The organism is Citrobacter sp. RHBSTW-01044, assembly GCF_013781945.1.
GTDB classification, from domain to species: domain Bacteria; phylum Pseudomonadota; class Gammaproteobacteria; order Enterobacterales; family Enterobacteriaceae; genus Citrobacter; species Citrobacter braakii.
Genome location: NZ_CP056180.1, coordinates 2400072 through 2413965, shown reverse-complemented (window position 1 = coordinate 2413965; position 13894 = coordinate 2400072). Strand labels below are relative to the sequence as shown.

The window sequence follows — 13894 nt, the reverse complement described above, 5'->3', positions numbered from 1 at the left end:
CTGCGTATTCAGCTCTGTTATACTCGCAGGCCTTTCATACCTGCGAGCAAGGAGCATGTTGTGGCCAGGGCCATGGACAATTCAATTTTAGAGACCATTGTGCAGCAGGTTCGTCCGCTGATTGGTCAGGGTAAAGTCGCTGATTACATTCCTGCCTTAGCTTCTGTCGACGGTTCAAAACTGGGTATTGCTATTTGCACCGTCGATGGACAGCACTATCAGGCGGGGGATGCGCAAGAGCGCTTTTCTATTCAGTCAATTTCAAAGGTGCTCAGTCTGGTCGTGGCGATGCGTCACTATCAGGAAGATGAGATCTGGCAACGCGTCGGCAAGGATCCTTCCGGGCATCCTTTTAATTCCCTGGTGCAGCTGGAAATGGAGCAAGGGATCCCACGCAATCCCTTTATCAACGCCGGGGCGCTGGTGGTTTGCGATATGCTGCAAGGACGTCTGAGCGCACCGCGTCAACGGATGCTGGAAGTGGTACGGGCGTTAAGTGGCGTTTCGGATATCGCCTATGATGCGACGGTGGCGCGTTCTGAGTTTGAGCACTCGGCGCGTAACGCGGCTATTGCCTGGCTAATGAAGTCCTTTGGCAATTTTCACCATGACGTGACCACCGTTTTGCAAAATTACTTTCACTACTGCGCACTGAAAATGAGCTGTGTGGAGCTGGCCCGCACGTTCGTCTTTCTGGCGAATCAGGGACATGCTTTTCATCTTGCAGAGCCCGTGGTGACGCCTATGCAGGCCCGGCAGATCAACGCGCTGATGGCGACCAGTGGCATGTATCAGAACGCAGGGGAATTTGCCTGGCGAGTGGGCTTACCGGCGAAATCTGGTGTGGGGGGCGGTATCGTGGCTATCGTGCCTCACGAGATGGCGATTGCCGTCTGGAGTCCGGAACTGGATGCGGCGGGAAATTCGCTGGCGGGTATCGCCGTGCTGGAGCAATTAACGCAACAACTGGGGCGCTCGGTTTACTGATGAACTCGCTCGATCCTCTTTTTGCCCGGCTGGCGAAATCAACGTTTCGCTCGCGGTTTCGCCTTGGCCAGAAAGAAAGGCAGTATTGTCTGGATAAAGGCGCGCCGGTTATCGAACAACACGCCACGGATTTTATTGCCAAACGGCTGGCGCCCGCGTTTCCTGCCAATGACGGTAAGCAGACACCCATGCGCGGGCATCCGGTATTTATCGCTCAACATGCTACGGCGACATGTTGTCGGGGATGTCTGGCGAAATGGCATGATATCCCTCAGGGTGTGGCGTTAAACGATGAACAGCAGCGTTACGTTGTCACGGTTATCTATCACTGGCTAGTGATCCAGATGAACAAGCCATAGATAACATAATCCTATGATATGACTCCTTGTGTTGTGCAATTGTTAAAAGCAGTATGAAGGGGTCATTCTAAGGAGAAAAAAATGGCTTCCTGTAAACCCTGCTTTGTGCTGAGCGCGGCCCAGATTCTGTCGAGAATCGATGAATTCAGCGACATCCTTGAAACATGCGTCAATGATGGCGCCTCTGTCAGCTTTATGCTCCCTTTTAGTGGTGATAAATCACGGCCTTTCTGGATAAGTGTCGCGCAAAGCGTTGACCGTGGAGAAAGGATTGTTCTGGGTACACAGAACGCACAGGGGGTGCTTGTCGGTACCGTCCAGCTCATTATCGATCAACCCGAAAACCAACCTCATCGTGCTGATGTCGCCAAGCTGCTGGTTCACCCCTCAGCGCGGCGCGGTGGTGTTGCCCGGACGTTGATGAACGAACTCGAAAACTGCGCGCGTCAGCAAGGGAAAACGCTGCTGGTGCTTGATACAGCGACGGGCAGCAGCGCTGAGTTGTTCTACCACAATTGTGGATGGCAAAAAGTAGGGGTGATACCGGACTATGCAAAAATGCCTGACGGGAAGCTGACCGGGACCACACTTTTCTACAAAACTCTCTAATTTGTCGCCGGGGATTGATCAAAACAGGGTTTCAATGTATTAAAGTTTGCTAACCTATTGGACCAATTCAATCAGGTTGTATGACTAATTAAAAAGGGAACCCATTGTGCAAACACTAAATCGTCGCGATTTCCCCGGTGCTCAGTATCCTGAACGCATTATTCAGTTTGGTGAAGGAAACTTCCTGCGCGCCTTTGTTGACTGGCAAGTCGATTTGCTGAACGAACATACCGATCTGAACGCTGGTGTAGTCATTGTTCGTCCCATCGAAAGTACCTTCCCGCCATCGCTGAGTACGCAGGATGGTCTTTATACCACCATCATTCGTGGTTTGAATGAGAAGGGCGAGGCCGTAAGCGATGCCCGTTTGATCCGTTCGGTTAACCGCGAAATCAGCGTCTATAGCGAATACGATGAGTTCCTGAAGTTGGCGCATAATCCAGATATGCGTTTTGTGTTCTCCAACACGACTGAAGCGGGCATCAGCTACCACGCGGGCGATAAGTTTGAGGATGCACCGGCGGTGAGTTATCCGGCTAAACTGACCCGACTGTTGTTCGAACGCTTCAGCCATTTTAATGGCGCGTCGGATAAAGGCTGGATTATCATTCCTTGCGAACTGATTGATTACAATGGTGATGCGCTGCGTGAACTGGTGCTGCGCTACGCTCAGGAGTGGGCGCTGCCGGAGGCATTTATTCAGTGGCTGGATCAGGCCAACGCATTTTGCTCCACGCTGGTGGACCGCATTGTTACCGGTTATCCGCGTGACGAAGTGGAGAAACTGGAAGCTGAGTTGGGCTATCACGATGCCTTCCTCGACACTGCAGAACACTTCTATCTGTTCGTTATTCAGGGACCGAAGTCATTAGCTGCAGAACTGCATCTGGATAAGTATCCGCTCAATGTCCTGATTGTTGATGACATCAAACCGTACAAAGAACGAAAAGTGGCGATTCTCAACGGCGCACACACCGCACTGGTTCCCGTTGCCTGGCAGGCAGGGCTGGACACCGTGGGTGAGGCGATGAATGACGCAGAGATTTGCGCCTTCGTTGAAAAAGCGATTTATGAAGAGATCATTCCGGTACTGGATTTACCCCGCGATGAGCTGGCGTCTTTCGCCAGCGCGGTGACCGGTCGATTCTGCAATCCGTACATCAAGCATCAGTTGCTGTCGATAGCCCTGAACGGCATGACTAAATTCCGTACCCGTATATTGCCGCAGCTGCTGGCAGGGCAACAGGCCAGCGGTAAACTGCCGGCGCGCCTGACGTTTGCGCTTGCCGCGCTGATTGCTTTCTATCGTGGAGAGCGTAACGGTGAGGCTTATCCGGTCCAGGATGATGCGCACTGGGTGGCACGTTTTCAACAGCTGTGGTCCCAGCATCATGACCGCCAGATAAGCACCGAAGAGTTAGTCAAGTCGGTACTGGGCGTTAAAGAACACTGGGAACAGGATCTGACTCAGGTTTCCGGACTCGTGGAGCAGGTTTCAGCCGATCTGGATACCATTCTGGCAAAAGGCATGCGTGAAGCCGTTAAGCCATTATGCTAAGAAGACAACCCGGCTCAGGCCGGGTTTTTTATAGAACATTCATTAGTTACAACATACTATTGTTTATTAATGACTACACCGTTCTGTAACTCCGGTGCGCGGTGGTTCTGGCAGCGCAAAAGTTGTTTAGTTAATGTTGCGATTAACTTGCAACATTGATCATGATCGCGTCTAATGTGATGGATTTCACATTTTCCCGAAGAAAACCATGATCGTTCGCCCCCAACAACACTGGCTACGCCTGATATTCGTCTGGCATGGGTCAGTATTATCCAAAATCTTTTCACGACTGCTGCTGAACTTCCTGCTCTCCATCGCCGTTATTATCATGCTTCCGTGGTATACGATGCTGGGAATCAAATTCACCCTGGCGCCATTCAGCATTCTCGGCGTGGCGATTGCAATCTTTTTAGGTTTTCGCAATAACGCCTGTTATTCACGTTACGTTGAGGCCCGACACCTGTGGGGGCAGTTGATGATTGCTTCCCGATCGCTACTGCGTGAGGTAAAAACCACCTTACCGGATGACGCCGAATTAGGGCAGTTTGTTCGTCTGCAAATCGCGTTTGCCCACTGTTTACGCATGACTTTACGTCGAAAGCCACAGGCAGAGCCGTTGGCGAAGTACCTCAGCGAGAAAGATCTGCAGACGGTATTTGCCTCACAATCTCCAGCAAACCGCATTTTGTTGTTGATGGGAGAGTGGTTGGCCGTGCGCAGGCGTAATGGTCAACTGTCAGACATATTATTTCATAGTTTAAACAATAGGTTAAACGATATGTCTGCGGTACTGGCTGGTTGTGAGCGGATTGCGAATACGCCGGTCCCGTTTGCTTATACTTTGATCCTTCATCGCACGGTATACCTGTTTTGTATCATGCTGCCATTCGCGTTAGTGGTGGATCTGCACTACATGACACCGTTTATCTCGGTGCTTATTTCCTATACGTTTATCTCGCTCGACACGCTTGCAGAAGAGCTTGAAGATCCGTTTGGCACAGAGAACAATGACCTGCCGCTGGATGCGATTTGCAATGCGATCGAAATCGATTTGCTGCAGATGAACGATGAAACAAATGTGCCAGCAAAACACATGCCTGATAAGCATTACCAACTAACTTAGTTACGTTCGTTTTGCCATCAGGCTGGCTGCATATCGGAAAACGAATGAAACTCTGGCGCCAGGTCTTCATCGTTAGGGTCATCAAAAGCCCCGGCTAAAAGTGCAATTACCGGGGCATCATCAATAGCGCCCACGGAACTGCCGCACTGAGGGCAAAAGGCTCGACAACTCGTTTCTGATGAGCGCCAGGTTGTCGGTTTTCCGGCTTTTCCCGTCCATTCTACATTTTCTGCATCAAACTCAATCCAGACGACGGTCGGTGCGCCCGTATGTTTCCGGCATATATCGCAGGAGCAGGTATGGGAATTATTAGGACTGCTGGCCGTGAAGCGGATCGAACCACAAAGACACCCACCAATGTAGACTTTAGACATAACGACTCCCGTCGGAAACACGTGGCAAGACACTAGCAGATGCCTCGCATTGTCACTAGATCCTTATGTTAAAAAGGCGAGGGCGCTCATAGGCGATCCTCTATTCCTGTGATCTATCTGATGATAAATGCTTAATTATTGCGTCGCGCAACAATAAACAATCGGGGAAATGCCAGTAAAATTTTGCCATTTTCCTGCAGTGGATATTGCTCCTGAAGTAGTTCGTGGTAGCGCGCCAGATACTGACGTTGCTCACTTTCTCTCAAATCCTGTAACCAGGGGCGCAGGCCTGTAGAACTTACCCAGTCGATAATTGCTTGATGAGAATCCATAATGTGATAATACGTGGTGCGCCAGATATCCACCTCACAGCCAGTTTCGGTCAAAATATCATAGTAGGCATGTACGCCAGGAAGTGGCGCACGACCCCGGTCCGGGAAACCCTGTTCATAAGCCACTTCGCGCATCAGAACATGCGTGGGTTCCAGCCAGTTATCCGGCATTTGTACGGCCAGAACGCCGTTGCGACCCAGCAGCGATACCAGGTTCGGCAATAGTTCATAGTGATCGGGTACCCATTGTAAAGACGCATTTGCGTAAAGCAGATCCACAGGATGCTCGGGCTGGAACTGACTGATATCCGCTTCAATAAAATGGCATTGCGGTAATGCGTTGCGCGCTTCATTCAGCATGGCGGGTGAGGAATCAACCCCGGTTATTACAGCCGAAGGCCAGCGCTGATGCAGTAATGCCGTGCTGTTTCCCGGACCACAGCCAAGATCAACAACTGAACGAACACTCTCTAACGCCACTCTGTTGAGTAATTCCGCTGCGGGTCTTGAACGTTCAGTTTCATATTGCAGATAAAGCGAAGGGTTCCAGTCAGCCATGAATGAATCTCCAGTATGAGAGAAAAAGGCAGAAAGGACCGCATAAGTCCTTGCCGGTGAGCCATTTCATTTAGAAGATTATATGATAATGAAGGATAAGGGCAGAAATATGCCAGGAAGTATGCCAGGAAGACAGATTGGCATGTCTGTGGTTTGCCTGCGTGAAATACAGTTATCGATTTTGATGTTCAGTGAGTGATGCGGCACAGGTCGAAAATGGTTAGCGCTGGTAACGGCATTTGAAAAGAGGTTTGGCCATCATTATCGAGCAGCACAAGGATTACCATAAAGCTTCAGATTCTACCTTACTCAACGCTAGTGCGCATAATGTATATTATGTTAAATACAATTTGGCATTTGATGGATGCTTAGTTCATACCCCTTAGCTGACGCCGTTCCATCAAATCCTTACCCTTCCCTTATCTGCTACGGTAAAAAGTTTTCGTCAGATGACCCCGAATGCAGATCCCTCTTTAGCCATTCTCAGTTTGGCGGTTCCGGTTGGTACACAGTGATGAAAAACGATAAGGTCAGAGCTGTTGTCGCCTTCGAGTCAGGAAGCCAGGAAGCGGTTTTTTCATTCCTGGAAAAGCTCCCCCTGCTAATCCTGACTGAAAACTGCTGGACATGACTGTCTGCCTTGAGCAAAAGCAGACAGTCACTTTGATTTTCTACCGTAAATTTTTCTTTTTTTATAATCAATGTATCGGGCTAGATATTTTTGTAACAACTTTATAAGTTAAAGATCTGCCGCAATAACAGATTCCTTTATTTATAATTAGAGGTTTGCAACGTTGTGATAGACTTTTTGAACATCATCGTCATCTTCAAGGGCATCAACGAGTCCTGCAAAGATTTCTAAATCTTCTGGTGAAAGTTCAACTTCTGATTGAGCAATCATTTCTAATTCTGTTGTTGAGAATTCAGTAATCCCAGCGGCTTTCAGGGCTGCAATTCCTTTATGAAGGTCTGTAGATTCAGTATAAATAACGATGTTTCCCTCTTCTTCGGTTACATCGCGAACATCTACATCAGCATTAAGCAAAATTTCAAAAATATGGTCAGGATCTGTTCCTGCAAATACAATCACCCCGGTATTGTCAAACATATAGCTGACAGCACCTGCCGCTCCGATATTCCCGCCTTTTTTATTGAAAATTGAGCGGACATTAGCAATCGTACGGTTAACATTTGACGTCAACGTTTCAGCGATAATCAGTGAACCACTTGGACCAAAGCCTTCATAACGCCCTTGCACGAACGTTTCATCGCTGCCGCCTTTGGCTTTATCAATTGCTTTATCAATAACGTGTTTAGGAACCTGTGCTTGTTTCGCACGTTCAATAACGAATTTTAAAGCTGAGTTTGATTCTGGGTCTGGTTCACCTTGTTTGGCAGCAGCATAGATTTCTACACCGAATTTTGCATATATATTAGACGTTGCACCGTCTTTAGCAGTTTTTTTAGCAACAATATTTGCCCATTTACGTCCCACTGGAATAGTCTCCTCAGAAATTCATTTACATTACATGCAGATTAATAGCCTGCAAATTTTTCCGCAATATTATATCATGATATGTAAACTCTCGTCCATGAAAAACAAAATATCCATGTTTTACTAAATGTTACTTTAATTTTATCAATAGTTAACATTATGGATATGTTATTTTCGTTTTTTTTTAGATCTTTAGTTTTTTAATTTTAATAGTTGAATGGTAGCAATAATACATAAATAAAGAGAAGCTGAAGTAACAATCCAGGTATAAATACCCACTTAAGATTAATGAACGCATCTAATCCAGATCTTTTCTTCAGCAATGTCTGGCTGATGTTTACTTCTTAATCATGAAAGCCTGAGGAACAGATGCCATTGCTGGTCGCCCCGCTTTCTTGTAACCTTCTTCCCGTTGCACTACTGACAAAATCTGGAACCACTGAACTGGACTTCATATGAATGCTCATATTTCTAAAGACCCTTTACATGGCGTAACGCTTGAAATGCAGGTCAATGCACTGGTTGATCGTTATGGTTGGGCTGAGTTGGCGCAACGCATTAATATCAACTGCTTTAAAAATGAGCCGAGCGTTAAATCCAGTCTGAAGTTTCTGCGCCGCACGCCGTGGGCGCGGGCAGAAGTTGAAGCGCTGTACCTGGATTCACTGCATGACCTGGCCTCAAATAACACCACCGAACCGGCGTTCGATCCCTGGGCTAACAGCCGCAACAAGAAGAATTAAGAGCAAAATCTGATGTCAGCATCCGGTTTTATTTCAGCAAATTATCAGAAAAAACTGGCGAATATTCTCGCCCGTTCCCGAGCCAGGCTGCCGCGAACCAACATGAAATGGTTTGCGCTGCTCGTAGGCAGTATGTTGCTACTTGGCAGTTGTTCTTCACAGCCGCCCGGTTCAAAAATCACCCCTCTGCCCCCGGTGGGCAATCCACAGCAGAGCAAGGAGCCGGTGCGTGGTATCTGGCTGGCAACGGTTTCGCGTCTTGACTGGCCGCCGATTTCATCCGTCAACATCAGCTCGCCTGCCGTTCGTATCAGCCAGCAGCAAAAGGCGCTGACTGACAAGCTGGATAACCTGAAACGTCTTGGTATTAACACCGTTTTTTTCCAGGTGAAGCCCGATGCCACTGCGTTGTGGCATTCTACAATCTTGCCGTGGTCAGATACCCTGACCGGTAAGATTGGTCAGGATCCGGGTTACGATCCGTTACGGTTTATGCTCGATGAAGCGCATAAACGCGGAATGAAAGTCCATGCCTGGTTTAACCCCTACCGCGTGTCCGTTAACACTAAACCTGCGACGGTTACCGAATTAAACAACACGCTGTCACAGACGCCTTCCAGCGTTTTTGTCCTGCATCGGGACTGGATCCGTACCTCGGGCGAGCGTTTTGTGTTAGATCCCGGTATTCCCGAAGTGCGTGACTGGATAACCAGCATCGTGGCTGAAGTGGTTGAGAATTACCCGGTTGACGGCGTGCAATTCGATGATTACTTCTATACCGAGTCTCCCGGCTCTGCGCTCAACGACAGCCAGACCTTCAGAAGATACGGCCAGGGATTCGTCTCCAAAGCTGACTGGCGGCGCGATAACACGCAACGCCTGATCGCTCAGGTTTCACGAACCATTAAGAAACTCAAACCTGAAGTTGAATTTGGCGTCAGCCCTGCGGGCGTGTGGCGCAACCGTTCGCACGATCCGGCGGGCTCCGACACGCGCGGCGCGGCAGCCTATGATGAATCGTATGCGGACACCCGCCGCTGGGTGCAACAAGGCTTGCTGGACTACATCGCCCCGCAGTTGTATTGGCCTTTTGCCCGCGACGCGGCGCGTTACGATGTGTTGGCAAAATGGTGGGCAGATGTCGTCAAATCAACCAACACCCGCCTGTATATTGGGGTGGCGTTGTACAAAGTCGGTGAGCCGTCGCGAAAAGAACCTGACTGGACGGTCAAAGGCGGTGTGCCGGAGCTGAAAAAACAGCTCGATCTGAACGAGTCTGAACCGCACATTAACGGCACAATTTTGTTTCGCGAAGATTACCTTAATCAGCCGCAAACGCAGGAAGCCGTGACCTATATTCGCAGTCGTTGGGGGCGTTAATGGTCGTCCGTATTGGATTTATAACGCAAGAGCGTCCGGTTATACGGACGCTCTTAACCGATTCATCAGGCAACTGAAGGCTCAGGCAATCTGAATGATGAGACCAGCATCGCCAGCTGTTCCGCCTCCTCTTTCAGCGCCTGCGTTCGCGCGGCAGCATCATCTATTAACGAGGCGTTTTGCTGAACGGTGCTGTCCATTTCGGTAACGGCCAGCGTAACTTCGGAAACGCCCTTGCGTTGTTCTTCACCCGCAACGCGTATTTCCCCCATCAACTGACGTACCTGACGTACATTACTGACCAGCTCTCCCAGACGTTCGCCCGCATTGTGAATTTGCTGACTTCCGCTACCTACATGAGAAACGGATTCATCAATCAACGCCTTTATTTCCTGCGCGGCGGTGGCGCTGCGCTGGGCCAGCGTGCGCACTTCGGAGGCCACAACGGCAAACCCTCTCCCGGCATCACCTGCTCTGGCGGCTTCAACCGCGGCATTCAGGGCGAGAATATTGGTCTGGAACGCAATGCTGTCGATAACCGCGACAATTTCCACCATTCTGCCGGATGAGGCACTGACGTTATCCATTGTAGAGATAACACCCTGCATAACATCGCCGCAGCGGTTGGCCGTTTGCGCGGTGCTATCAGAGAGTTCATCCGCCAGTTGTGTATTACTGGCATTTTGATGAACGGTCGCATTTAACTGTTCCATCGCCGCTGAACTCTCTTCCAGCGCAGCGGCCTGTTGCGTCACGCGAGATGAAAGTTCCATATTACTGTCTGCCAGGCTGACAGCGTTATTCGCCACCACTACGCTACTGCTTCTGACAGTGATCAGAATGGCTGAGATTTTATCGACGAACAGGTTAAACGCTTCGGCGATAGCGGAAATCTCATCTTTGCCACGCACATCCAGGCGACGGGTAAGATCGCCTTCTCCCTGCGCAATGTCATCGAGAGCCTGACGGGTATCATCGAGACGTGAAATCAGTCGGCGAACCACCAGCCAGGATCCCACCAGCAACAGGGTCATGATCGGGATCAACACTTCCAGCACGTCCTGCATCATCACTTTGGCAAGGCCGACGATACGCGATTCAGGCGTCGCAAGACCAACAACCCAACCGGTATCCGCCATCGGGAACAGCATCACTCGTGAAGCCGAATTCAGGACGTTATCATTTGCAAGCGTAATCGTTTTCACCCCGTCCGCTGGGCGCAGAGATTTCAGACCGTTTTCCACCGGGATAAGCCATTGCGCGCTTTGCGCCAGATCGTTAATGGTTTTATATTTCGCCAGATCGGCCTGCGGGAAATAGAGGATTTGTCCCTGCTTGTCCACCACAAACGCGTAACCACCGGTGCTGTTTCCCTGCTGCTGCATGAAAGTGGCGACGTTATCCAGGCGAATATCGGTGGTGGCGACACCGGCAAACTTGCCCGCCAGTTGATAAGGTACGCTGCACGTTACCATGTTGACGCCTGAACTGGCGTCCTGGTAGACATCAGACCATAAGCAACTGTTTTGTGAATGCCCTTTAGCATGCTGATACCAGTTTTCATTGTGGTATCCGCTTGACCCTTCGACGTTATAGTCGTTGGAATACACCAGTTTACCTTCAGCATTACGCGCCCAGAAAAAGCTTCTTTTCTCCACACCTGCGGTGAAAGCGTCTGGTTCTGGCCAGATGCCGCCGCCGGTAATAATTGAATCTTTATCTTCACCAATCAGATGCGGAACGACGCTTTGATAAAGAGATTCATCATTTGGCAGCACCTCAGCCAGTCGTGACAAGCTAACGGTCTCACCTTCAATTCGGGACAATACGGTACTCAACTGGCGGGTTAAACCTTGCCCTGTTTCTTCGATCAGGGCGGTGTTGATTTCAACGACGCGCGGTTGGCCACGCCAGAGCATAATCACCACAATAACAAGGGTCGTGACTGCAAGCAGCAGAATGCCGCCGATGGTTAAACGCGTTGAAATACGAGTAGGATACCAGGCCATACAAACTCCTTCTGCAAAAGGCTAACTTTTATCCAGTATCGGCACAGGCGTTTATATCTTTATAAAGTTTTCTTAAGTATCACAAAATAAATAGGTGACATTGTCACAAATAGCAAAACCCAGCACTTTGGCTGGGTTTTAATAATGACTTAATCTTATTTGGATAATTCTTTTTTGATTTCGTCTTTTATTTTACTTAATTCGCTCTGCGGATGTTTTTTACAAAGTTCAACGGTCAGAGGAACTGCAGTAGTCACGGTTTCGTTATAGTCTACGTAATCGCCACCCTTGAAATCTTCGTCTTCATTGAGCACCCAGAAAGCCACTGGGGCCATAGTTTGCGGGTTCAAATCAATAAACTCCTGGCAATTCATGCCTTTTGGAGTCACTTCAGTTTTAGCGTTATCAGTTGCTGCATTGACGCTGACACTGGTTAACAGCGCTGCGACCAGAATACCTGCTGTAGAAAGGGAGAATTTATTCATTGTAGTACTCCATTTATAATATAAATAATATCTACACTTGCGCTTCAAACCGTTAATGTAGTTCGCAAAAAATAATACCCCTAACGTCATAAGAATAAAGATTGCCACCATTGATATGGCTGAAATTTATATTTCACATTACTGATTCTGATGTCTGGGCGTAAAACGTGGCCACAATGTGATCGTTCCGACGAAATCAGCAGATTCATACCCCTCTTCCCCTGTCGCTGCACCAAAACTGAACTACGCTGCACAAATGTTGATCATTAGTTAACGGGTATGGGCTGATTTTTAACAAAAATGGTCAGCGTGCCGCTGTTACCAACATGGCACGCGTCCTGCATTGTTAATTTGCTAACAGTGAACCGTACTCTGACAAACAATTAACAGCGAGAAGGTAATGACAGCGAAACCGGAGTTATTTACCCGCATAGAGCAGACCTTTAGCCAACTGACGCCCAGCGAAAAGCGCGTGGCCGGGTGGCTGTTAGCCCATGCTGTCCAGATCCCTTTTGAAACCGCGGATGGTATTGCTAAAGCGACCGGAACCAGCGGCATTACCGTTGGACGCTATCTGCGTAAACTGGGCTTTCGCAATCTGGAAGATGCAAAAGCCAGCCTGCGGGAGCTACCCGTCGTCGCCTATCAACCCTGGGGGATGAACGAGCGGCTGGACTCCTGGCACCAGCAACAAAGCCTGCCAGATCGCGCGCAGCAGTCGCTGTTACTGGAAATCGACGCCATTACCTATGTCTATCAACTCGCGCAAGGCGAAACGTTTTTACGCATAGCCCAGCGGCTGGCGCATGCGGAAGCCGTGTATATCCTTGGGATCCAGTCCACCCGCGGGATCGCTAACGCCTTTTTCAGTCACTTGGAATACCTGCGGCCTAAAGTCAGCTACTCCGAAGGGCTTTCCGGCAGTTGGGTCGAGTCGCTGAATTCAGGATTCACCCAGCCTTACGTGGTGATCACCGATATGCGCGCCTATTCCGCTATCTCGCGACAATATTGCCGCGTTGCCACAGAACGCTGCATTCCGCTGGCGTTAATCACCGATGTGTGGTGCCCGTGGGCCAGAGACTATTCCATTGACTTACTTCAGGTGAAAACTGACACCGGACATTTCTGGGACTCACTGGCTCCGGTGAGCTGTCTGTTCAACTTATTACTCTCTGCGGTGGTGGCACAACTGGGTGACTCCCTCGCAGAACGCCTGCAAACCAATCGCCAGTTACAACAACAATTTGGTCAATTCGAACAATAAACAGGAAACGTGCTATGTCAGAAACCCCAGAACTGGTCGATCTGTCGGTGATATTCCCGTCGCTACATATCGATCTTAAATACGCTACGGCAGACAACATTACCGGCGCCCCTATCTACCGGGAAGCTCGTTGCCTGTTGCACACCGAGGCGGTCACTGCGCTGGCGAAAAGCATCAGTATTGCGCAACTGGCGGGCCTGAAACTTGTGGTATACGACGCGTATCGCCCGCAGCAGGCGCAGGCGGTGCTGTGGAATGCGTGTCCAGATCCTCAGTATGTTGTTGATGTGGCGATAGGATCTAATCACAGCCGCGGGACGGCCATTGACGTTACGCTAATGGACGATCGTGGCAATCTTCTCGATATGGGCGCGGGCTTTGATGAGATGCACGACCGTTCCCATGCCTGTCACCCTTCTGTTCCTCCGGCTGCGCAGCGCAACCGCCTGCTGCTCAATGCCATTATGTTCGGCGGCGGTTTTGTCGGTATCACCAGCGAGTGGTGGCATTTTGAATTACCTGATGCCGCCCGCTATCCGCTGCTTGACGATCAGATAGATTGTTACACTGTCACACCCATAACAACACAACATTCCCTTTAATTCTGGAGCCTGG

General features: G+C 49.5%; 14 protein-coding genes. 9 read left to right on the top strand and 5 right to left on the bottom strand.

Features of this window, described 5'->3' with window-relative positions; translation table 11 throughout:
* Positions 1 to 60 precede the first annotated feature (60 nt).
* From glsB to HV352_RS11610, 5 genes are all read left to right on the top strand, one after another.
* Positions 61 to 987 carry a glutaminase B gene (gene glsB, locus HV352_RS11630; RefSeq protein WP_016153077.1) on the top strand — a complete coding sequence of 309 codons (927 nt, stop codon included), beginning with the start codon at positions 61 to 63 and terminating at the stop codon, positions 985 to 987.
* The gene (locus HV352_RS11625) at positions 987 to 1346 is read left to right on the top strand and encodes a DUF4186 domain-containing protein (RefSeq protein ID WP_047359047.1); all 360 of its coding nucleotides are present in this window, start codon (positions 987 to 989) and stop codon (positions 1344 to 1346) included. Before glsB ends, HV352_RS11625 begins: the two co-directional genes overlap by 1 nt.
* A gap of 81 nt (positions 1347 to 1427) precedes the next feature.
* Positions 1428 to 1955, top strand: a complete 528-nt coding sequence (locus tag HV352_RS11620) for a GNAT family N-acetyltransferase (protein WP_181635454.1) — start codon at positions 1428 to 1430, stop codon at positions 1953 to 1955.
* A 106-nt stretch (positions 1956 to 2061) separates the two neighbouring features.
* On the top strand, positions 2062 to 3513 hold the full coding sequence (locus HV352_RS11615) for a tagaturonate reductase (protein ID WP_181635453.1): 1452 nt from the start codon (positions 2062 to 2064) through the stop codon (positions 3511 to 3513).
* A 208-nt stretch (positions 3514 to 3721) separates the two neighbouring features.
* Positions 3722 to 4636 carry a bestrophin family protein gene (locus tag HV352_RS11610; RefSeq protein WP_016153081.1) on the top strand — a complete coding sequence of 305 codons (915 nt, stop codon included), beginning with the start codon at positions 3722 to 3724 and terminating at the stop codon, positions 4634 to 4636.
* A gap of 17 nt (positions 4637 to 4653) precedes the next feature.
* Here the strand turns inward: HV352_RS11610 and HV352_RS11605 are convergent, their stop codons facing one another.
* The 3 genes from HV352_RS11605 to HV352_RS11595 form a co-directional block, all read right to left on the bottom strand.
* Entirely contained in the window at positions 4654 to 5010 is a 357-nt protein-coding gene (locus HV352_RS11605; protein ID WP_181635452.1) for a GFA family protein, read from the bottom strand.
* A gap of 131 nt (positions 5011 to 5141) precedes the next feature.
* A complete protein-coding gene (gene tam / locus HV352_RS11600) occupies positions 5142 to 5900 on the bottom strand; it encodes a trans-aconitate 2-methyltransferase (RefSeq protein ID WP_016157955.1) in 759 nt (252 codons plus the stop codon).
* Between the two features lie 778 nt (positions 5901 to 6678).
* Complete coding sequence (locus HV352_RS11595) at positions 6679 to 7395, bottom strand: YebC/PmpR family DNA-binding transcriptional regulator (RefSeq protein WP_016153084.1); 717 nt, start codon at positions 7393 to 7395, stop codon at positions 6679 to 6681.
* A 455-nt stretch (positions 7396 to 7850) separates the two neighbouring features.
* Here HV352_RS11595 and HV352_RS11590 point away from each other — a divergent pair, with 455 nt between their 5' ends.
* Positions 7851 to 8138 carry a VF530 family protein gene (locus HV352_RS11590; protein ID WP_016153085.1) on the top strand — a complete coding sequence of 96 codons (288 nt, stop codon included), beginning with the start codon at positions 7851 to 7853 and terminating at the stop codon, positions 8136 to 8138.
* Between the two features lie 12 nt (positions 8139 to 8150).
* Positions 8151 to 9518: a glycoside hydrolase family 10 protein gene (locus tag HV352_RS11585; protein ID WP_181635451.1), complete on the top strand. Its 1368-nt coding sequence runs from the start codon at positions 8151 to 8153 to the stop codon at positions 9516 to 9518.
* A gap of 65 nt (positions 9519 to 9583) precedes the next feature.
* On the opposite strand, the gene HV352_RS11580 is transcribed toward HV352_RS11585, so the two are convergent.
* A complete protein-coding gene (locus tag HV352_RS11580; RefSeq protein ID WP_016153087.1) occupies positions 9584 to 11527 on the bottom strand; it encodes a methyl-accepting chemotaxis protein in 1944 nt (647 codons plus the stop codon).
* A 155-nt stretch (positions 11528 to 11682) separates the two neighbouring features.
* Positions 11683 to 12012 carry an acid-activated periplasmic chaperone HdeB gene (gene hdeB / locus HV352_RS11575; RefSeq protein ID WP_003019999.1) on the bottom strand — a complete coding sequence of 110 codons (330 nt, stop codon included), beginning with the start codon at positions 12010 to 12012 and terminating at the stop codon, positions 11683 to 11685.
* A 400-nt stretch (positions 12013 to 12412) separates the two neighbouring features.
* Here hdeB and HV352_RS11570 point away from each other — a divergent pair, with 400 nt between their 5' ends.
* Together HV352_RS11570 and ddpX are read left to right on the top strand one after the other, a co-directional pair.
* Positions 12413 to 13279 carry a MurR/RpiR family transcriptional regulator gene (locus HV352_RS11570; protein ID WP_016156533.1) on the top strand — a complete coding sequence of 289 codons (867 nt, stop codon included), beginning with the start codon at positions 12413 to 12415 and terminating at the stop codon, positions 13277 to 13279.
* Positions 13280 to 13293: 14 nt separating this feature from the next.
* Positions 13294 to 13881, top strand: coding sequence for a D-alanyl-D-alanine dipeptidase (ddpX, locus tag HV352_RS11565; RefSeq protein ID WP_181635450.1), 588 nt, complete (start codon positions 13294 to 13296; stop codon positions 13879 to 13881).
* The last annotated feature ends 13 nt before the right edge of the window (positions 13882 to 13894 follow it).